This is a genomic window from Paenibacillus sp. FSL R7-0312 (assembly GCF_038004445.1).
Classification (GTDB): domain Bacteria; phylum Bacillota; class Bacilli; order Paenibacillales; family Paenibacillaceae; genus Paenibacillus_AQ.
Map to the genome: position 1 here is coordinate 4,483,348 of NZ_JBBORE010000001.1, position 18,795 is coordinate 4,502,142.

The 18,795-nt window shown below is 52.2% G+C and carries 18 protein-coding genes; all 18 read left to right on the top strand.

The window, feature by feature from the left end; translation table 11 throughout:
• The first annotated feature begins 12 nt into the window (after positions 1 to 12).
• Positions 13 to 1,110: a transcription termination factor NusA gene (nusA, locus tag MKX70_RS19635; RefSeq protein WP_039295270.1), complete on the top strand. Its 1,098-nt coding sequence runs from the start codon at positions 13 to 15 to the stop codon at positions 1,108 to 1,110.
• Between the two features lie 30 nt (positions 1,111 to 1,140).
• A complete protein-coding gene (gene rnpM, locus MKX70_RS19640) occupies positions 1,141 to 1,449 on the top strand; it encodes an RNase P modulator RnpM (RefSeq protein WP_036692616.1) in 309 nt (102 codons plus the stop codon).
• Positions 1,442 to 1,765 carry a YlxQ family RNA-binding protein gene (locus MKX70_RS19645; protein ID WP_039295273.1) on the top strand — a complete coding sequence of 108 codons (324 nt, stop codon included), beginning with the start codon at positions 1,442 to 1,444 and terminating at the stop codon, positions 1,763 to 1,765. The genes rnpM and MKX70_RS19645 overlap by 8 nt, the downstream gene beginning before the upstream one ends.
• On the top strand, positions 1,758 to 4,457 hold the full coding sequence (infB, locus tag MKX70_RS19650) for a translation initiation factor IF-2 (RefSeq protein WP_340841680.1): 2,700 nt from the start codon (positions 1,758 to 1,760) through the stop codon (positions 4,455 to 4,457). Before MKX70_RS19645 ends, infB begins: the two co-directional genes overlap by 8 nt.
• Positions 4,458 to 4,475: 18 nt before the next feature.
• The gene (rbfA, locus tag MKX70_RS19655; RefSeq protein WP_042214811.1) at positions 4,476 to 4,823 is read left to right on the top strand and encodes a 30S ribosome-binding factor RbfA; all 348 of its coding nucleotides are present in this window, start codon (positions 4,476 to 4,478) and stop codon (positions 4,821 to 4,823) included.
• Positions 4,824 to 4,850: 27 nt separating this feature from the next.
• Positions 4,851 to 5,831, top strand: a complete 981-nt coding sequence (locus tag MKX70_RS19660) for a DHH family phosphoesterase (RefSeq protein ID WP_042237105.1) — start codon at positions 4,851 to 4,853, stop codon at positions 5,829 to 5,831.
• Positions 5,828 to 6,742, top strand: a complete 915-nt coding sequence (gene truB / locus MKX70_RS19665; protein WP_042237103.1) for a tRNA pseudouridine(55) synthase TruB — start codon at positions 5,828 to 5,830, stop codon at positions 6,740 to 6,742. Before MKX70_RS19660 ends, truB begins: the two co-directional genes overlap by 4 nt.
• Before the next feature lie 36 nt (positions 6,743 to 6,778).
• Positions 6,779 to 7,726, top strand: a complete 948-nt coding sequence (locus MKX70_RS19670) for a bifunctional riboflavin kinase/FAD synthetase (protein ID WP_042237101.1) — start codon at positions 6,779 to 6,781, stop codon at positions 7,724 to 7,726.
• A gap of 150 nt (positions 7,727 to 7,876) precedes the next feature.
• Positions 7,877 to 8,146, top strand: coding sequence for a 30S ribosomal protein S15 (rpsO, locus tag MKX70_RS19675; protein WP_019910460.1), 270 nt, complete (start codon positions 7,877 to 7,879; stop codon positions 8,144 to 8,146).
• A 222-nt stretch (positions 8,147 to 8,368) separates the two neighbouring features.
• A complete protein-coding gene (gene pnp, locus MKX70_RS19680) occupies positions 8,369 to 10,471 on the top strand; it encodes a polyribonucleotide nucleotidyltransferase (protein WP_042237097.1) in 2,103 nt (700 codons plus the stop codon).
• A gap of 255 nt (positions 10,472 to 10,726) precedes the next feature.
• Complete coding sequence (locus MKX70_RS19685) at positions 10,727 to 11,713, top strand: polysaccharide deacetylase family protein (protein WP_340840535.1); 987 nt, start codon at positions 10,727 to 10,729, stop codon at positions 11,711 to 11,713.
• Positions 11,714 to 11,792: 79 nt separating this feature from the next.
• Positions 11,793 to 13,058 carry a M16 family metallopeptidase gene (locus MKX70_RS19690; protein ID WP_042138111.1) on the top strand — a complete coding sequence of 422 codons (1,266 nt, stop codon included), beginning with the start codon at positions 11,793 to 11,795 and terminating at the stop codon, positions 13,056 to 13,058.
• Positions 13,036 to 13,482 carry a dUTP diphosphatase gene (dut, locus tag MKX70_RS19695; protein ID WP_197072942.1) on the top strand — a complete coding sequence of 149 codons (447 nt, stop codon included), beginning with the start codon at positions 13,036 to 13,038 and terminating at the stop codon, positions 13,480 to 13,482. The genes MKX70_RS19690 and dut overlap by 23 nt, the downstream gene beginning before the upstream one ends.
• 431 nt (positions 13,483 to 13,913) lie before the next feature.
• Positions 13,914 to 14,810: a dipicolinate synthase subunit DpsA gene (dpsA, locus tag MKX70_RS19700; RefSeq protein ID WP_042237091.1), complete on the top strand. Its 897-nt coding sequence runs from the start codon at positions 13,914 to 13,916 to the stop codon at positions 14,808 to 14,810.
• Complete coding sequence (locus tag MKX70_RS19705) at positions 14,811 to 15,407, top strand: dipicolinate synthase subunit B (RefSeq protein WP_039294817.1); 597 nt, start codon at positions 14,811 to 14,813, stop codon at positions 15,405 to 15,407.
• Positions 15,408 to 15,541: 134 nt separating this feature from the next.
• A complete protein-coding gene (gene dpsA / locus MKX70_RS19710; RefSeq protein ID WP_042237090.1) occupies positions 15,542 to 16,441 on the top strand; it encodes a dipicolinate synthase subunit DpsA in 900 nt (299 codons plus the stop codon).
• A 140-nt stretch (positions 16,442 to 16,581) separates the two neighbouring features.
• On the top strand, positions 16,582 to 17,802 hold the full coding sequence (gene dapG / locus MKX70_RS19715) for an aspartate kinase (protein ID WP_039294812.1): 1,221 nt from the start codon (positions 16,582 to 16,584) through the stop codon (positions 17,800 to 17,802).
• Between the two features lie 16 nt (positions 17,803 to 17,818).
• A complete protein-coding gene (dapA, locus tag MKX70_RS19720; RefSeq protein ID WP_042237088.1) occupies positions 17,819 to 18,694 on the top strand; it encodes a 4-hydroxy-tetrahydrodipicolinate synthase in 876 nt (291 codons plus the stop codon).
• Positions 18,695 to 18,795 lie beyond the last annotated feature (101 nt).

Sequence of the window (18,795 nt, forward strand, 5' to 3'; positions counted from 1 at the left end):
GACCGGAATTTCATGAGTATGGAGTTTATCGAAGCTATGAATGAACTGGAAAGGGAGAAAGGCATCAGCAAGGATGTGCTGTTTGAAGCCATCGAAGCTGCGCTGATCTCCAGCTATAAACGCAATTTCAATGCGGCGCAGAATGTGCGTGTGGATATGAACCGCAACACAGGCGTAATCAAGGTTTTTGCCCGCAAGCTGATTGTGGAGGAGGTTCTGGACTCACGGACAGAGATTTCTCTGCCGGGAGCCCGGGAGATCAACCCGCATTTCCAACTGGAGGATATTGCCGAACTCGAAGTTACACCGCGTGATTTCGGGCGTATTGCTGCCCAGACTGCCAAGCAGGTTGTTACACAGCGTATCCGTGAAGCGGAACGCGGACTTATCTATAACGCTTTTATTGACAAGGAAGATGATATTGTTACCGGCCTTGTCCAGCGTCAGGATATGCGTAACATTTATGTGGATCTTGGTAAAATCGAGGCGGTTCTGCCGCTGGGCGAGCTTATGCCGGGCGAGAAGTTCAAGCAGAGCGAGCGTATCAAGGCTTATATCACCAAGGTGGAGAATACGACCAAAGGACCGCAGATCATGCTGTCCCGCAGTCATCCGGGTCTGCTGAAGCGTCTCTTCGAGCTGGAAGTGCCGGAGATTTTTGACGGAGTGGTTGAGATTCGTTCCGTTGCCCGCGAAGCCGGCTTCCGTTCCAAAATCGCCGTGTTCTCGCGTAATCCCGAAGTCGATCCCGTTGGTTCCTGCGTAGGCCCTAGAGGCACACGTGTTCAGACCATCGTAACCGAGCTTCGGGGCGAGAAGATTGATATCGTACGGTATTCCGAGCTTGTGCAGGAGTATGTGGCCAATGCACTCAGCCCGTCCAAAGTGCTTGAAGTCCAGGTCTTTGAAGCTGAGAAAATGGCGCGTGTCATCGTTCCTGATTACCAATTGTCGCTGGCGATCGGCATCAAGGGGCAGAATGCCCGTCTTGCTGCTAAGCTGACCGGCTGGAAAATTGATATCAAGAGTGAGACTCAGGCAGAGCAGGAATACGGCAGACCCAGAACTTCTAATGATGAAATGCATCAGGATTCCGTCTCCATCGATTAATGAATCTGCTGACTGACGGGAGGCGCTACTATGAAGCAAAGAAAGGTACCGCTGCGCAAATGCGTTGCCAGCCAAGAGATGATGCCCAAAAAAGAGCTGATTCGCGTGGTGAGAACGCCTGAGGGCGAAGTGCTCATTGACCTGACGGGCAAGAAGTCGGGCCGTGGCGCTTATATCTGCGGTAAACTGGAATACTTTAAGCTGGCACAAAAGACCAAAGCACTTGACCGAGCATTGAAATGTCAAGTGAGTCCTGAAATCTATGCCCAGCTTGCCCGGGATTTTGCATCCGTGGAGGAGCAATTTTTGGCAGCGAAGGATAGTGAGGACAATGAGTAAGACTCTTTCTTATTTAGGGCTTGCGATGAGAGCAGGCAAGATTGTCACCGGCGACGAGGCTGTGCTTAAGGCAGTGCGGTCTTCAGAGGCGAGGCTGGTCGTCCTGGCAGGTGACGCTTCAGATAATACCCAAAAGAAGTTCCGCGATAAGTGCGGGACCTACGATATTCCACTAGTAATCGCATTTCACCGGGATGAACTCGGTGCAAGTATTGGTAAAGACCAGCGCGTAGTGCTGGCCGTTACGGATAAAGGATTCGCGGAAATGATCTCCAGAACGCTTGGAGATACTGTCGGAGGTGGAGTTATTGACTAAAGAAGACAATAAGGATAAACTGCGCGTGTATGAATACGCGAAGTCTCTGAACATGAGCAGTAAAGAAATCATTACAATTCTGAAGCGTTTGAATGTCCCTGTGAATAATCATATGAGTGTCATGGAGAATGGCTCCGTGAACAAAGTAGAACAGTTCTTCAAGGACATCAAGTCAAACGCTGCAGCCAAGCGGGACACCGGCACCAGCAGCCGACCGGTAACTACCGGCGCGGTAACAGCCGAACCCCAAAGTGCTCAGAATGCCAACAAAAATCAACCGGAAAAGCAGGTAGGTATGAACAGTAACCAAAACAACAACCAATCGACGACGTCCCCAAGGCCCCAAAGCGGACAAGATTCCCGCAGAACACAAACAACAGGTACAACGCAGAATTCACGCCCGCAAGGCAGCTCCACTGGCAGCCGTCCACAAGGCAGCTCCACCACTGGCAGCCGTCCGCAAGGCAGCTCCACTGGCAGCCGTCCGCAAGGCAGCTCCACTGGCAGCCGTCCACAAGGCAGCTCCACTGGCAGCCGTCCACAAGGCAGCTCCACCACTGGCAGCCGTCCGCAGGGCAGCTCCACCGGCGGCAGCCGTCCGCAGGGCAGCTCCACCGGCGGCAGCCGTCCGCAGGGCAGCTCCACCACTGGTAGCCGTCCGCAAGGTCAAGGCGGCGCACCCCGTACAGGTGACCGTCCACAAGGTCAAGGTACTGCACCACGCACGGGCGACCGCCCGCAGGGTCAAGGCAACGCAGGCGGAGATTTCTCCCGCGGCGGTGACAGAGGTCCGAAGAAGAATGCTACTGGCGGCAGACCGAACAATAACAGCGGCCAGAAACGTTTTGATGACGGCAAAGGCGGCAACTTCCGCGGCCGTGGCGGCAAGAACAACCGCGGCAGAAACCAGCCGATGGTACACCGTGAGAAGATTGACAACACACCGAAGAAGATTATTGTCCGCGGCAGCATGACGGTTGGTGAAACGGCGAAGCTGCTTCACAAGGATGCTTCGGAAGTGATTAAGAAGCTGATCTCGATGGGCGTTATGGCCACGATCAATCAGGAGCTTGATATCGACACGATCCTGCTTCTGGCCGGCGAGTTCGGTGTAGAAGTAGAAGTGAAGATCCCTGTAGATGAAGACAGCTTCGAAACCGTGGAAGAGAATGATTCCGACGATGATCTGCAGTCCCGTCCTCCGGTTGTAACGATCATGGGTCACGTTGACCATGGTAAAACAACCTTGCTCGATGCCATCCGTTCCACGAACGTAACTGGCGGAGAAGCAGGCGGAATTACACAGCACATCGGTGCGTACCAAGTCGAAATCAACCACAAGAAAATTACGTTCCTTGATACACCGGGCCATGAAGCGTTCACTGCTATGCGTGCCCGTGGTGCCCAGGTTACGGATATGACGATTATCGTCGTCGCTGCCGATGACGGTGTTATGCCGCAGACGGTAGAAGCGATCAACCATGCCAAGGCAGCCGGACTTCCGATCATTGTTGCAGTTAACAAGATCGACAAGCCAGGTGCGGACCCTGACAAGGTGAAGCAGGAGCTTACAAGCTATGAGCTGGTTCCGGAAGAGTGGGGCGGCGATACGATCTTCGTTAACCTGTCGGCCAAACAGCGCATCAACCTGGAAGAGCTGCTGGAAATGATTCTGCTTGTTGCTGAAGTAAATGAGTACAAAGCGAACCCGGACAAACGGGCACGCGGTACTGTTATAGAAGCTGAGCTTGACAAAAACCGTGGACCAGTTGCCCGTATTCTCGTACAGAACGGTACGCTGAAAGTCGGCGACGCCTTTGTAGCAGGTAACTGCTTCGGACGCGTACGTGCCATGGTCAATGACAAGGGACGCAAGATCAAAGAAGCGGGACCTTCCACACCAGTGGAAATTACCGGTTTGACTGAAGTGCCGCAGGCGGGCGATCCGTTTATGGCCTTCGAAGATGAGCGCAAGGCCCGTGCGATTGCGGACAGACGTTCGACTACGCAGCGCCAGTCTGAGCTGAACACGAACACCCGTGTAACATTGGATGATCTGTTCAAGCACATCAAGGACGGAGAGATCAAAGATCTCAACGTGATTATCAAGGGTGACGTACAAGGTTCGGTAGAGGCGCTGAAAGGCTCCCTGGCCAAGATCGAAGTTGAAGGTGTTCGCGTGAAGATCCTTCACAGCGGTGCCGGAGCGATTACGGAATCCGATATTACCTTGGCAGCAGCATCCAACGCTATTGTTATCGGCTTCAACGTTCGTCCGGATACCCAGACGAAAGCGGCAGCTGAGCAGGAGAAAGTGGATGTGCGTCTGCATAACATTATCTACAATGTAATCGAAGAAATTGAAAGTGCCATGAAGGGGATGCTTGATCCCATCTACAAAGAGAATGTTATCGGCCATGCTGAAGTGCGCAATGTGTTCAAAATCAGCAAAGTGGGTACCATCGCAGGTTGTATGGTTACTTCCGGCAAAATTGCCCGCAACGCTGAGATGCGCCTGATCCGCAGCGGTATCGTTGTCTTCACAGGCAAGATCGACACCTTGAAACGTTTCAAAGATGATGCCAAAGAAGTGGCGCAGGGTTATGAATGCGGCATAACTTTGGAACGCTATAATGATGTCGTTGAAGGCGACATTATCGAAGCGTTCATTATGGAAACGGTAGAGCGCTAAGCGAAGAGGTGAATATAGATGTCTAAAATCAGAACCGGACGGGTTGGCGAACAGATTAAGAAAGAACTGAGCCAGCTCATCCAAAGTGGACTGAAGGACCCGCGCGTCGGGTTCGTAACTGTAACTGGCGTAGATGTGACAAATGATTTGTCACAGGCCAAGGTATACCTGAGCGTATTCGGGGACGAGGAGCAGAAGTCAGACTCGCTCAAGGCGATTGAGAAAGCTAACGGCTTTCTCCGCTCGGAGCTTGGCAAAGCAATCCGCCTGCGCCACACTCCTGAGCTGATCTTCAAGATTGACGAATCCGTTGCTTACGGAAGTCATATTGAGAAGCTGCTCGGAGAAATCGGCAAAACCGAATAGAGCTACGGAACATAAAGGAGACGGCGAATGCAGAGCTATGAACAAAGTCTCCAGCAGACCCGTAAGTTTCTGCTGGAACACGACGATTATCTTGTAGTGTCGCATGTTCAGCCGGACGGAGATGCAGTCAGCTCCACCCTCGCGGTGGGCTGGCTTCTCTCATGTCTGGGCAAAAAATATTGTATGCTGAACGAGGGCCAGATTCCGCAGCGTATGGAATATTTATGGCATGCCGATCAAATTGTCAATCTGTCTGCTGCAGGCCAACTGCCGCGCCAGTACAGCAACGTCATTTGTGTCGACTGTGCGGATTTTCAGCGTGTAGGACTTACCCAGCGTCATTTCACCAGTGATGCACTTATCGTAAACATAGACCATCATCCCACCAATAATGGGTACGGTGCCGTAACGCTCATCAAGCCGGATGCGGCAGCTACAGCAGAGATTCTGTTCGACCTGCTGAAGACGTTTGAGGTGGAATGGGATATCGATATTGCCACGGCCATTTATACCGGTCTCTTAACAGATACCGGCGGTTTCCGCTATAACAACACTTCGCCTAAAGTGATGGCAGCTGTATCCGAACTGCTGGCATTAGGCGTGAATGGACCTGAACTGGCAGAGACACTGCTTGAAGAGATGACTCTTCCGCAGGTCAAAGTGCTGAACCGGGCACTCAGTACACTGCAGCTCAGTCCTGAAGGGGATATTGCCTGGGTGTACGTTACACCTCAGGATATGCTGGACTGTGATGCGGCCAACGAGGATCTTGAAGGGATTGTCAATTATCCGCGTAATATCCGCGGGGTTGAAGTAGGCATTCTGTTCAAGGTAATCGATGAGCATGCGGTGAAGGCCAGCCTGCGCTCAGCAGGTAAGGTCGATGTCGCGGCGCTGGCGCAGGTCTTCGGCGGCGGCGGGCACACGCGGGCAGCGGGAGCCCGCATTAACGGAAGTCTTGAAGAGGCGGTAGCGAAGGTGCTTGAGGAGGTTAAACTTCATTTATGAGTGAACTTACAGGTGTTCTGGCCGTATATAAGCCGGCAGGGTTCACTTCACATGATGTTGTGGCCAAGGCGCGGCGGATTCTCGGCATGAAGCGGATAGGACATACCGGTACACTTGATCCCCAGGTGACCGGAGTGCTGCCGTTATGTCTGGGACGGGCCACGCGGGTGGTTGAGTACATCCAGGAGCTTCCCAAGGAGTATGTTGCTACGCTGCGGCTGGGATTTGCCAGTGATACAGAGGATTTAACAGGGACGATTACGGAATCAGTTGAAGAGGTTCAAGTTACGGAAGCTGAAGTGCTGGCTGTTCTGAATTCCTTCAAAGGTGTGATTTCACAGGTTCCCCCGATGTATTCAGCAGTGAAGGTGGATGGTAAGCGTCTGTACGAGCTGGCCAGAGAAGGCAAGACGGTGGAACGTAAGAGCCGTGAAGTGGAAATTTATGAGATTGAAATGCAGGGTATGGTCTGGAGCGGCAATTATCCCGATATCACGTTCCGGGCATTATGCTCCAAAGGAACGTACATCCGTACCCTATGCGTGGATATCGGGCGTGCGCTTGGAGTACCGGGTGTGATGGTGAAGCTGGAGCGGACCATGTCGGCAGGGATATCTGCCAGTCATTGTCTGACCCTGGAGCAAATTGCTGAATATAAGGAAGCAGGTACGCTGGAAGAACATTTAATTGCCGCCGATGAGGCGATTTCGCATTTGCCCAAACATACGGTAGCCGAGGAGAAGAAGAAGGCCGCCCTACAAGGGCAACGTCTGTCGCTACGCGTTGTGGCACCTGAAGTAAAGAGCAGCGGAGATTTCCGGCTCTATGATCTGCAAGGGGAGTTTCTAGGCATCTATGCTTTAGAAGCCACCGGTGCGATTGCTCCTGTTAAAGTGTTTGCACAGGCTTAGACTTTAATTTATTTGTGAATGTAGGTGAGAAACAGCGTGAGAACCGTAACCTTAAGCTATCCTATGTTGCCGGAGACGGCAGCAGAGTGGGCGCAGCCTCAAGTAGTTGCCCTGGGGCAGTTCGACGGACTGCACCGCGGACATGCCAGCGTCATAACATCTGCTGTAGCTCTTGCCCGCCAGGCAGGTGTACCTGCAGCTGTCATGACCTTTTATCCCCATCCTAAGGATGTTATGGGTAAAGGTGACTATGAAGGATATTTGACACCATCCCGGGACAAGCAGGAGCTGCTTGCCGGGATGGGCGTTGATATTTTATATATTATTGCATTTAATGAAGAACTCTCCCGGGTTAGCCCGGTGGACTTTGTCTCTGTAATGCTGCTGCCGCTGCAGATTGTTACCGCCGTAGTCGGTTTCGACTTCCGCTTCGGCTACAAGGGCGAAGGCGATACAGACACACTTCGGGAGCTGGGGCAGGGTGTTATGAATGTAGAAACGGTCTCCCCGTTTCTTCTCGAAGGAGAGAAGGTCAGCAGCTCCGGCATCCGCAAGAGCCTGCTGAACGGGGAACTGGATAAAGCCAATGCCTGGTTTGGACGTTGTTATCACCTGCGAGGAATTGTGGGTCATGGAGAGAAGCGGGGCAGGACCATCGGGTTTCCAACAGCAAACCTGCAGCTTGATGACCGCTATGTCATTCCGGCCAGAGGCGTGTACGCCGTCAAGGTATTTTACAAGGAAGAAGTATTGTACGGTGTGATGAATGTCGGCGTGAAGCCTACGTTTCATGACGGGATGATTGCTCCAAGCTTTGAAGTGCATCTGTTTGATTTCGCGGGAGATATTTACGGGCAGGAGCTTAAGGTAGAACTGGTATCCTTTATCCGTTCTGAACGCAAGTTTGAGTCCATCCAGGCCTTAATCGCCCAGATCGGCGCAGATGCCGAGACAGCCAAAGGGCTTCTGGGATATCATTCCTAATCTTTCCCGGACATGCCGTTTACTTTTGTCTTTGTAGGTGCTATACTGATTAACGTTGCTGGAATGACAGCAGCATAACCTTAGCTTGGTTGCTTGTTCTCACCGACGGTGACGAGGCTACTGGCGATTATAATGAAGGAGGTGAACAGGATGGCATTGACTCAAGAACGTAAACACCAATTGATCGACGAGCACAAAACTCACGAATCCGATACTGGATCCCCTGAGGTGCAAGTTGCTATCCTTACGGAGAACATCGTTAATTTGACTGACCACTTGCGCACGCACAAGAAGGATCATCATTCCCGTCGCGGACTGCTGAAGATGGTTGGACAACGTCGTAAACTGCTGGCGTATTTGAAGAACAAAGACATCAGACGTTACAGCGCCCTGATCGAAAAACTGGGATTGCGTCGTTAATTTTCCATAAGTAGAGCCCTAAAGCAGCCTGGTTGTATACCGTATGTCCTTCTTACGAGCGACAGCGGGACAGCCGGGTTGCTTTTTGAAAATTTAGGGTAAACTTTTACAGTAGATAAGTGGATATTATTCGCAAAAACGGCTAGATCACCTCATGGAGGACAAGCCGTTTTTGCTTGTAGAACATACAGAACAAATTACTATCATTCAAGGAGGGGTTTTATGGAACAACGTGTGGAAATGCAGCTGGGCGGAAGACGCCTTGTGCTGGAAACAGGCCGTCTGGCCAAACAAGCGAACGCAGCCGTTATGGTGCGTTACGGAGATACTTCAGTATTGTGTACGGTTACAGCATCCAGTGAGCCTAAAGATCTGGATTTCTTCCCGCTTACGGTGAACTATGAAGAAAGATTGTACGCGGTGGGTAAAATCCCGGGCGGATTCATCAAGCGTGAAGGACGTCCAAGTGAAAAGGCGATCCTGTCGAGCCGTCTGACCGACCGTCCGATTCGACCATTGTTCCCGGAAGGATTCCGCAATGACGTACAAGTATTGAACCTGGTTATGAGCGTGGATCAGGACTGTGCGCCTGATATTGCAGCTATGATCGGTACTTCTGCTGCTCTGAGTATTTCCGATGTGCCTTTCAACGGTCCAATCGGGGGCGTAGCTGTAGGCCGTATTAATGGTGAATTCATCATCAACCCTGATGTAGCCCAGCAGGCAATCAGCGATATCTATGTCGTTGTAGCCGGTACTAAGGACGCTATCATGATGGTGGAAGCTGAAGCCAATGAAGTCACTGAAGATGTAATGCTTGAAGCGATCATGTTCGGACATGATGAAGTCCGCAAGATCGTAGCTGTAATCGAGCAGCTCGTAGCCGTTGCCGGCAAAGAAAAGATGGCTGTGAAGCTGCATGCGGTTAACGCTGATGTGAACGCACAGGTTCGTGCCTATGCGGAGAGCCGTCTGGTTGACGCCGTGAAGATTGCCGAGAAGCATGCCCGTCAGGATGCTATCGATCTGGTTAATAATGAAACGGTGGAGTATTTCGCAGAGAAATACATAGAGTCACCAGAGCTTCTTAAAGATGTTAAGGAAGTGCTGCATGATATCGTGAAGGACGAAGTAAGACGTCTGATCACGCATGATAAGGTACGTCCAGATGGCCGTAAGCTGGATGAGATTCGTCCGATTGAATGCGATACAGCGCTGCTGCCGCGTACACACGGTTCTGGTCTGTTCACACGCGGACAAACACAGATCCTTAGCGTTTGTACACTGGGTGCGCTGGGGGATGTACAGATTCTTGACGGAATCGATCCGGCTGAAACCAAACGCTTTATGCATCATTACAACTTCCCTCCGTTCAGCGTAGGGGAAGCCCGGCCGCTGAGAGCACCGGGACGCCGCGAAATCGGCCACGGTGCACTGGGTGAACGCGCATTGTCCAAAGTGATTCCGAGTGAAACTGAATTCCCGTACACCATCCGTCTCGTATCGGAAGCCATTGAATCCAATGGTTCGACTTCCCAGGCGAGTATCTGTGCCAGTATCCTGGCGATGATGGATGCAGGGGTGCCCATCAAGGCGCCGGTAGCCGGTGTCGCAATGGGTCTGATCAAAGACGGAGAACATGTCTCCATCCTGACAGATATTCAGGGTATGGAAGATCACCTCGGCGATATGGACTTTAAGGTAGCGGGAACAGCAGAAGGCGTAACGGCGATTCAGATGGATATCAAAATCGACGGCATCGACCGTAAAATTCTGCAGGATGCGCTCCAGCAGGCCAAAGAAGGACGTATGTTCATCTTAGGTAAAATGAATGAAGCAATCTCTGCGCCAAGAACAAGCCTGTCCAAATATGCTCCAAAAATCATTATCATCAACATCAATCCGGACAAAATCCGCGATGTTATCGGTGCTGGCGGTAAGATCATTAACAAAATCATTGAAGAAACCGGCGTAAAGATCGACATCGAACAAGATGGCCGTGTCTTCATTGGGTCCTCCAACGAAGAGATGATTCAGAAGGCCCGCGGCATTATCGAAGGCATTGTGCGTGAAGTACAGGTCGGCGAGATCTATGTCGGTACTGTTAGACGTATTGAGAAGTTCGGCGCATTCGTTGAACTGATTCCTGGTAAAGACGGCCTCGTGCATATTTCCCAGCTGTCTACAGAACGTGTAGCTAAAGTGGAAGATGTTGTTGCCATCGGCGATACCATTACCGTAAAGGTAACCGAAATCGACCAGCAGGGCCGCGTCAATCTGTCGCGCAAAGCTGTGCTGACTTCGGAAAGCGGAGCGAAGGCGTAAGGATAACCTCGCCTGCGGTTTTCCGGAAATCTAATTAAATGAATGAAGAAGAGACAGAAGCAGTACCGTTCTGGCTCTTTTTTTCTAGCAATGAACCGACAGTACTCAGGTGCGGATAGTATATGGCAGTGGGCTGCACTCTTTGCGTTATGCATATTCGGCCCTTTTCATACATAGGCTGGGACAAAGCGTCCCTGCACTTCTACCCTTGTGCCGGGATGGATCAGACCGTTTCTGCCGGGGAGGAAAGACGTCATGAAGACGGACAAAGCAGCGCTTGTGCTGGCCTGCATTGCAGTAGTAATCGGGATTGGCAGCACGAATGGGCCGGTCAAAGAGATGATCGCCGGGCTTAAGCCGCAGGCCGATACGGCCGTGATGAGCTATGCGCCAAAGCAAACCAACGATGAATTGCGCGCCCAGATTGCCGGCAAGGCAGCGGAGCTGAATGCGCAGCCTGTCGATGCTGTCGTTGACCGGGTATGGAAAGCCATACCGGGGTACAATGGACTTGAAGTGGATGTGGAGGCAACCTACCGGAACGCGCTTTTGCGGGGCCCGGCGGACAGCCTCAAACTGGTGTACCGCCAGACAGAGCCGAAGGTATCGCTGAGTGATCTGGGGGCGCAGCCGATCTACCGGGGCAATCCGGCCAAGCCGATGGTGTCGCTGATGATTAATGTGGCGTGGGGGAACGAGTATATTGTGCCGATGCTGGATATTCTGGACGAGGAGAAGGTCAAGGTGACCTTTTTTCTGGATGGAAGCTGGCTTAGTCATAACAAGGAGCTTGCCGCCGAAATGCTGAAGCGGGGACATGAAGTAGAGAACCATGCCTACACACATCCCAACATGAGTACACTCAGCCGCGCGCGTGCAACGGCCGAGATTGAGAAGACACAGAAGCTGCTGAAGAATACCCTGGGGGTAACCAACCAATGGTTTGCTCCGCCTTCAGGAGATTTTAATCAGCAGACGGTGGAGATTGCAGCCTCACTGGGACTAAAAACGGTATTATGGACGCTGGATACAGTCGATTGGCGCCATCCTTCTCCGGATTCGGTTATTGCCAAGATCAGCAGCAAAGTGGAGCCCGGAACCCTGGTACTGATGCATCCTACAGACTCCTCTTCCCAGGCGCTGAGGGGAATGATCCGTGGGATTAGAGCCAAGGGCTTGCAGCTGGGAACCGTCAGTCAGACACTCTCAACAGAGCGTATTACACCTCCGGAAGTTGAGTGAACAGACTATTTCTGATAGGATAAGAGGCGCGAATAATAAATACAGACAGATACAGGGGCTGTGCCAGGAGGATTTTACATTGGACAAAATATTATTATCGAACGGACTTCGGGTGGTTACCGAGAAGATCCCTACCGGAAGATCCGTATCCTTCGGAATCTGGGTCAAGACGGGCTCACGCAATGAGAACCCGCTGAACAACGGGATTTCTCATTTCATCGAGCATATGCTCTTCAAGGGAACTGACCGGTACAGCGCGAAGGAGATCGCCGAACAGTTTGATGCGATTGGCGGTAATGTCAACGCGTTTACCTCGAAGGAATATACATGCTATTATGCCAAAGTGCTGGATGAGCATCTGCCGATTGCTGTGGATGTGCTGGCGGATATGTTTTTCCGTTCACGGATGGATGCCGAGGAGCTGGCTAAAGAGAAGAATGTCATTCTGGAGGAAATCTCCATGTGCGAGGATACGCCGGATGATCTGGTCCATGAGCTGATGTGTGCAGCTGCATACGGCGAACACCCGCTGGCTTACACGATACTCGGACTCAAGGAACGTCTGCTGGAAATGACGCCGGATGACCTGCGTGCATACATGAAAGAGCAGTATACGATCGAGAATACGGTAATCAGCGTAGCCGGAAATATTAATGACGGGCTGATTGAACTGCTGGAGCAGCATTTTGGCTCGTTCGCGAACCACGGTGAATCGCCTTCGCTGACTGAACCGGATTATCAGGGGGAGCTGGTCTTCCACAAGAAGAAAACAGAGCAGAATCACATCTGCATTTCCTTGCCCGGTGTGAAGAGCGGCGGCCCGCTGCAGTATCCTATGGCTCTGCTGAACAATGCCTTTGGCGGCGGAATGAGCTCGCGGCTGTTCCAGGAAATCCGTGAGAAGCGCGGTCTGGCGTACTCAGTATTTTCGTATCATAGTGCCCAGGCCGACAGTGGCTTGTTCACCGTATATGCCGGCACAGCGCCGAAGCAGACCAAAGAGGTTACCGAGCTGATCAAAGAAATGCTGCACGATCTTGCTGTGAACGGCCTGAGTGAGGATGAACTCCGCAAAGGCAAGGAGCAGCTGAAAGGCAGTCTGATCCTGAGTCTGGAAAGCACCAGCAGCCGGATGAACCGGATGGGCAAAAATGAGCTGATGCTCGGCAGGCAGGATACCCTCGATGAGATGATTGCCAAAATAGGGGCCGTGACCATGGAGGATATCAATGCGCTGCTGGATTTTATGTTCGCACAGCCGTTGTCTCTGGCTATGGTAGGCTCAACAGATAAAGCGATAGCCAATGTTAGGAGAGATGATCTTGTCTTATTACGTTCAAATTAACAAGCTTCCCGGGAATGAGGATGTGCTGCTGCCCTGCAAAATGTCCGAACAGGCCTCTGGGTATGACCTGTATGCCGCTGTAGCAGAGGCTGTGGTGCTTGCTCCGGGCGAGCGCACATTAATCCCCACAGGAATCTCACTCGCCATGCCGGACGGGCTGGAGGCGCAGATCCGTCCGCGCAGCGGCCTGGCCCTTAAGCACGGTATCACCTGCCTGAATACCCCGGGTACCATCGATGCGGATTACCGTGGTGAGATTAAGGTGCTGCTGATCAACCTGGGTCAGGAGCCGTTTGCGATTGCCCGCAATGAGCGGATTGCCCAAATGGTGTTCCAGGCTGTGCCATCTGTAACGCTGGTGGAAGTCGGTGAGCTCTCTGAAACGGAGCGCGGCGTCGGAGGCTTTGGACATACGGGTAAATAAGCAGCAAATTCGTATAGGATCTTATAGAAATTAGACTAAAGCTTGCGGAAACCGCACCTTCATGGTGCGTAACCGCAAGCTTTTTTATGTTTGGCATATGCGTAAATACGTTAGCCTTCTATTTGGCTGTGCCCTTAGCCTGTTTATGCCCGACTACCTCATAGAGCTTCTCCATCTGGGCATCCCGGCGGTCGATAATATCCTGAGCCGTTGTATAGACTTCGATATCAGGCATAACTGCATTGGCCGGATCACGGCTGGGATCGGGGCGGGTGAATTTACTTTTATAGCTGATTGTAGAATGAATAACACTTATTATCAGTGATTTATCTCAGCTTCACCGGAATTCATCTCCGCTCTTCACCCATCCGCACCACACGGCATAAGATGCTCTATAGTCGAATGTGTATGTTGAAAGGAGCGTCATCCCTATGCTTACTGGCATCAGGATCGTGTTCCTGGGCGGGGACGCGAGACAAATTGAAGTGATTCGGAAATGTGTGGAAATGGATGGGACGGTAAGCGCTGCCGGGTTCGACAAGTGGGATGCCCCAAGCCCGGGGGTAAACCTGGAACAAATGTCGGCAGAATTACTCAGCAGCGCAGATGTGCTGGTGCTGCCGGCTGTCGGCTGCGATGATGAGGGTTATATTAATGCGGTATTTGCTTCAGAACGCCTGCAACTGCTGGAAGAGCATATAGCTGCGCTGCCGTCCCGGGCTATCGTGTATACCGGCATGGCCAAAAGCTATTTGCGCGGCCTGTGTGTCAGACATTCACTCAAGCTGGTGGAGCTGCTGAACCGGGATGATGTGGCCATTTACAATTCTATCCCGACTGCTGAGGGTGCACTGGTTATGGCTATACAGAATACCGATTTCACCATCCATGGTTCTACCTCAATGGTACTCGGAATGGGCAGGACGGGATTCACCATGGCCAGGGCACTGCAAGGCATGGGTGCAACTGTAAAAGTAGGCGTAAGGAAACAGGAGCATTATGCAAGGGCAGAGGAAATGGGCTGGAAGCCGTTTATGACCGGAGATCTGCTGCTTCACGTACCGGAAGCGGATCTGATCTTCAATACCATTCCAAGCATGATTATTAACGCACAGGTTCTATCGCGTCTTCAGCTGCACTGCGTGATCATCGATCTGGCTTCCGCACCGGGCGGGTGTGATTTCCGCTATGCCGAGAAGCGCGGGATCAAGGCGATGCTGGCACCGGGACTTCCCGGTATTGTGGCCCCCAAGAGCGCCGGAATCATTATGGCTAATGCGCTGGTACAGTCGTTATCAGGCGAGACTTCAATCAGGGGGGACGAATAAATGGATTGGCATGGTAAAACAGTTGGTTATGCAATTACCGGCTCTCACTGCACCTTTGCTGAGGTAATGCCGCAGATTCAGCGGTTTATGGATGGCGGCGCCAACGTGGTGCCGATTGTATCGGCATCTGTGCTGAACACGGATACGCGCTTTGGCACATCGGAAAATTGGTTAAAACAGTTGAAAGATATAACGGGGAATGATATCATTTCTACAATTGTTGAAGCGGAACCGCTGGGTCCTTCGAAGCTGCTGGATGTACTTACGATTGCTCCCTGCACAGGGAACACAACAAGCAAACTGGCGAATGCCATGACGGATAGTCCGGTGCTGATGGCTGCCAAATCGCAGATGCGCAATGGGCGTCCGCTGGTGCTGGCGATCTCCACCAACGATGGCCTGGGCCTGAATGCGGCGAATATTGCTAAGCTGCTGGTAACTAAAAATATTTATTTTGTGCCATTCGGCCAGGATAATCCGGTTGCTAAGCCTAACTCACTTGTGGCCCGGATGGACCTTATTCCTGAGGCTTGTTATGCAGCCCTGCAAGGCAGCCAGCTGCAGCCTATGATTATCGAACGGTTTCATTCAGCATAGCATTACGGCTCTTCACAGCAGCCAAGCACATATGTAACCTAACTGCCGTCCTCATTCTGAGGGCGGTTCAACAATTTATTCAGCAGGGTAAGGTTGGAGCATTTTTCAGGGTGGAGGAAAGGGGCATTTTCCTTATGCTTACTGGCATCAGGATCGTATTCCTGGGCGGGGACGCAAGACAACTCGAAGTGATCCGCAGATGCGTAGAGATGAATGCGGCAGTAAGTGCCGCGGGGTTCGACCAGTGGAAGACTCCGGTTCCGGGGGTGTCTCTGGAACTGATGTCCGCAGAACTGCTTGGCACAGCTGATGTGCTAGTGCTGCCCGTGGCAGGATGCGATGAGGAAGGGAAGCTTAACGCGATGTATTCCTCCGGTCCGCTGCAACTGCTGGACGAACATATCGCGGCGCTGCGGGCAGATTGTATAGTATATACTGGTATAGCCAAAGATTATTTGCGTGCCTTGTGTACCAGGCATTCACTGAAGCTCGTGGAGCTGCTGGACAGGGATGATGTGGCGATATACAATTCCATTCCTACAGCGGAAGGCGCGCTGGTTATAGCCATTCAGAACACCGATTTCACCATACATGGCTCCAATTCAATGGTGCTGGGCATGGGAAGAACCGGCTTCACGATGGCCTGGACCCTGCAAGGCCTTGGAGCCAGGGTGTCTGTGGGGGTCAGGAAGCAGGAGCATTACGCCCGTGCGGAAGAAATGGGGTGGAAGCCTTTTATGACCGGAGCCCTGCAGCTTCATGTGGATGATGTTGACCTTATCTTCAATACCGTTCCCGGCATGTTGCTTACGGCAGAGGTTCTTTCGCGTGTGCCCCGGCAGTGTGTAATTATCGATCTGGCTTCGGCTCCGGGCGGCTGTGATTTCCGTTACGCGGAGAAGCGGGGGATCAAGGCGATTCTCGCCCCGGGCCTTCCCGGGATTGTCGCCCCGGCAAGCGCAGGGAGGATTATGGCTGGTGCATTGCTGCAGTCGATTTCGGACGAGGTTTCGCACACGCCGGGGGAAGAATGAACTGTCAGAGATTTGATTAACACATGATTCAGTATTTCAAGGTATGCACCCAGCGCAGCAAGAGCTGTTTTCTATGAAAGTAACAGCTATTCTGCGTATTTATCAGCGCTTGCTTAGAGAAGTAATTGGAGGAATTATAAATGGGTATTTTGGTGCAAAAATTCGGCGGAACCTCGCTCTCCACACCGGTGGCCAGAGAACATGTAATCCGTCATGTCAAACGGGAGCTGGCCAGCGGGTTCAGCCTGGTGGTTGTAGTCTCGGCAATGGGCCGCAAAGGTGAGCCTTATGCTACAGATACACTGCTGGATCTGGCGGCTCAAAGCGGGAACTCGCTGCCCGACCGCGAGCGTGATCTGCTGATGTGCTGCGGGGAGATTATCTCGGCGGCCAATCTGTGCGGACTGCTGGAGCAGGAAGGGATCCGTTCTACCGTGCTTACGGGGGCGCAGGCGGGATTTGTAACAGACAGCAGCTACGGCAATGCAAGAATTCTGGATGTGCGGACAGAACGCATTCTACGCGAACTGCGTGAGCATAAAGTAGTAATAGTAACAGGGTTCCAGGGCCAAACTGAGGCTGGCGACTTCACAACCCTTGGCCGCGGAGGAAGCGATACTTCGGCTACAGCGCTCGGAGCCGCACTGCGTGCGGACATGGTCGATATATATACCGATGTCGACGGCATTCTGACCGCTGATCCGCGGATTGTCGAAGATGCCAAGCAGCTTACTTATGTCAGTTATACGGAAATCTGCAATATGGCCTATCAGGGAGCCAAGGTAATTCATCCCCGGGCTGTGGAAATCGCCATGCAGGCTCAGATTCCGGTACGTGTACGGTCAACGTTCTCCGAAGCGGAAGGGACGCTTGTTACCCATCCTGAAGGCTTTAGCGATGTTTCGCACGGAGTCGTTGACCGTTTTGTCACGGGCGTTGCGTACGTCAGCAACATTACACAGATCTCCGTAGAATGTCCGGACGGCAACGGAACCGGTGTACAGCTGCAGATTTTCAAAAGCATGGCGGATAATGGAATCAGCGTAGACTTCATCAATGTGACTCCATCCGAGGCTCTGTACACTGTATTCGATGACAAATCGGAGAAGGCAATCTCTGTGCTACAGGAGCTGGGGCTGCGACCTAGGAGCTTGTCTGGCTGTGCGAAGGTATCCGTTATCGGCGGAGGCATCAACGGGGTGCCGGGAATCATGGCCCGTATTGTTGAAGCGCTCAGCTCGCAAAATATTCAGATTCTGCAATCCGCAGACTCCAATACAACCATTTGGGTTCTGGTGAAGAAGGAAGATATGGTGCAGTCGGTTCGCGCCCTGCATGCCAAGTTTGAATTGCACCGCTGACAAGGAGGAATTCAAAGTGGATTTCGGAAGACTAATAACCGCAATGGTAACCCCGTTTGACGGGGACGGAGAAATCAACTGGGAAGCAACTTCAAGGCTTGTCGATTACTTGATAGAAGAACAGAAATCCGCTGCGCTGGTAGTCTGCGGAACAACGGGTGAATCGCCTACCTTAACCGATGATGAGAAGCTGAAGCTCTTTTCTTTTGTCAAAAAGCAGGCAGGCGGACGCTGCAAAATCATCGCCGGAACCGGCAGCAACAGCACTAGACATTCCATCGAGCTCACGAAGGAAGCCGAGAAACTCGGCGTGGACGGTGTGCTTCTGGTCGTCCCTTATTACAACAAACCTAATCAGGAAGGGCTCTACCGGCATTTCTCGTCCATTGCCGCTGAGACTTCGCTGCCTTGCATTTTATACAATGTACCAAGCCGCACTACGGTGAGCCTTAGCGTCGCAACGACATTGCGTCTGGCCGCACTTCCGAACATTGTCGCTACGAAGGAATGCGTCTCGGTGGATCAGATCACCCTGATTGCCTCGGCCTGCCCGGATGATTTCCATGTCTACTCGGGGGATGATTCTGCGGGTCTGGCCACGCTTGCTGTGGGTGGCCATGGCATTATCAGCGTAGCCAGCCACATTGTCGGGGCGCAGATGCTGGAGATGATCGAAGCTTTCACTTCCGGGAACGTCCAGCGTGCCGGTGAGCTCCACCGGACGCTGTTTCCTGTGTTCAAAGGGTTGTTCGAATGCCCGCAGCCGCTGCCGAATCCTTCGGCGGTGAAATATGCGCTGGGTCTGCGCGGGATCGACGTAGGTTCCGTCCGTCTGCCGCTGGTTTCTCCGACGGAAGAGGAAGCGGCTTTCATTGCAGCTTTACTGAAATAGGCATTGCCGCTATATTTCAAGCAGATTTATACCTTTAACCGGCCGCTCTAGAGAGCGCCCGGTTTTTTAGTTTGTCAGATCGGGATAAAGACTATGTAAAA

What these genes read in the sequence shown, in the direction of transcription:
- rnpM (WP_036692616.1), top strand. Translation starts at nt 1,141, where the DNA reads ATGAAGCAAAGAAAGGTACCGCTGCGCAAATGCGTTGCCAGCCAAGAG.
- MKX70_RS19685 (WP_340840535.1), top strand. Translation starts at nt 10,727, where the DNA reads ATGAAGACGGACAAAGCAGCGCTTGTGCTGGCCTGCATTGCAGTAGTA.
- rbfA (WP_042214811.1), top strand. Translation starts at nt 4,476, where the DNA reads ATGTCTAAAATCAGAACCGGACGGGTTGGCGAACAGATTAAGAAAGAA.
- truB (WP_042237103.1), top strand. Translation starts at nt 5,828, where the DNA reads ATGAGTGAACTTACAGGTGTTCTGGCCGTATATAAGCCGGCAGGGTTC.
- dapG (WP_039294812.1), top strand. Translation starts at nt 16,582, where the DNA reads ATGGGTATTTTGGTGCAAAAATTCGGCGGAACCTCGCTCTCCACACCG.
- MKX70_RS19705 (WP_039294817.1), top strand. Translation starts at nt 14,811, where the DNA reads ATGGATTGGCATGGTAAAACAGTTGGTTATGCAATTACCGGCTCTCAC.
- dpsA (WP_042237091.1), top strand. Translation starts at nt 13,914, where the DNA reads ATGCTTACTGGCATCAGGATCGTGTTCCTGGGCGGGGACGCGAGACAA.
- rpsO (WP_019910460.1), top strand. Translation starts at nt 7,877, where the DNA reads ATGGCATTGACTCAAGAACGTAAACACCAATTGATCGACGAGCACAAA.
- pnp (WP_042237097.1), top strand. Translation starts at nt 8,369, where the DNA reads ATGGAACAACGTGTGGAAATGCAGCTGGGCGGAAGACGCCTTGTGCTG.
- dpsA (WP_042237090.1), top strand. Translation starts at nt 15,542, where the DNA reads ATGCTTACTGGCATCAGGATCGTATTCCTGGGCGGGGACGCAAGACAA.
- MKX70_RS19660 (WP_042237105.1), top strand. Translation starts at nt 4,851, where the DNA reads ATGCAGAGCTATGAACAAAGTCTCCAGCAGACCCGTAAGTTTCTGCTG.
- MKX70_RS19645 (WP_039295273.1), top strand. Translation starts at nt 1,442, where the DNA reads ATGAGTAAGACTCTTTCTTATTTAGGGCTTGCGATGAGAGCAGGCAAG.
- nusA (WP_039295270.1), top strand. Translation starts at nt 13, where the DNA reads ATGAGTATGGAGTTTATCGAAGCTATGAATGAACTGGAAAGGGAGAAA.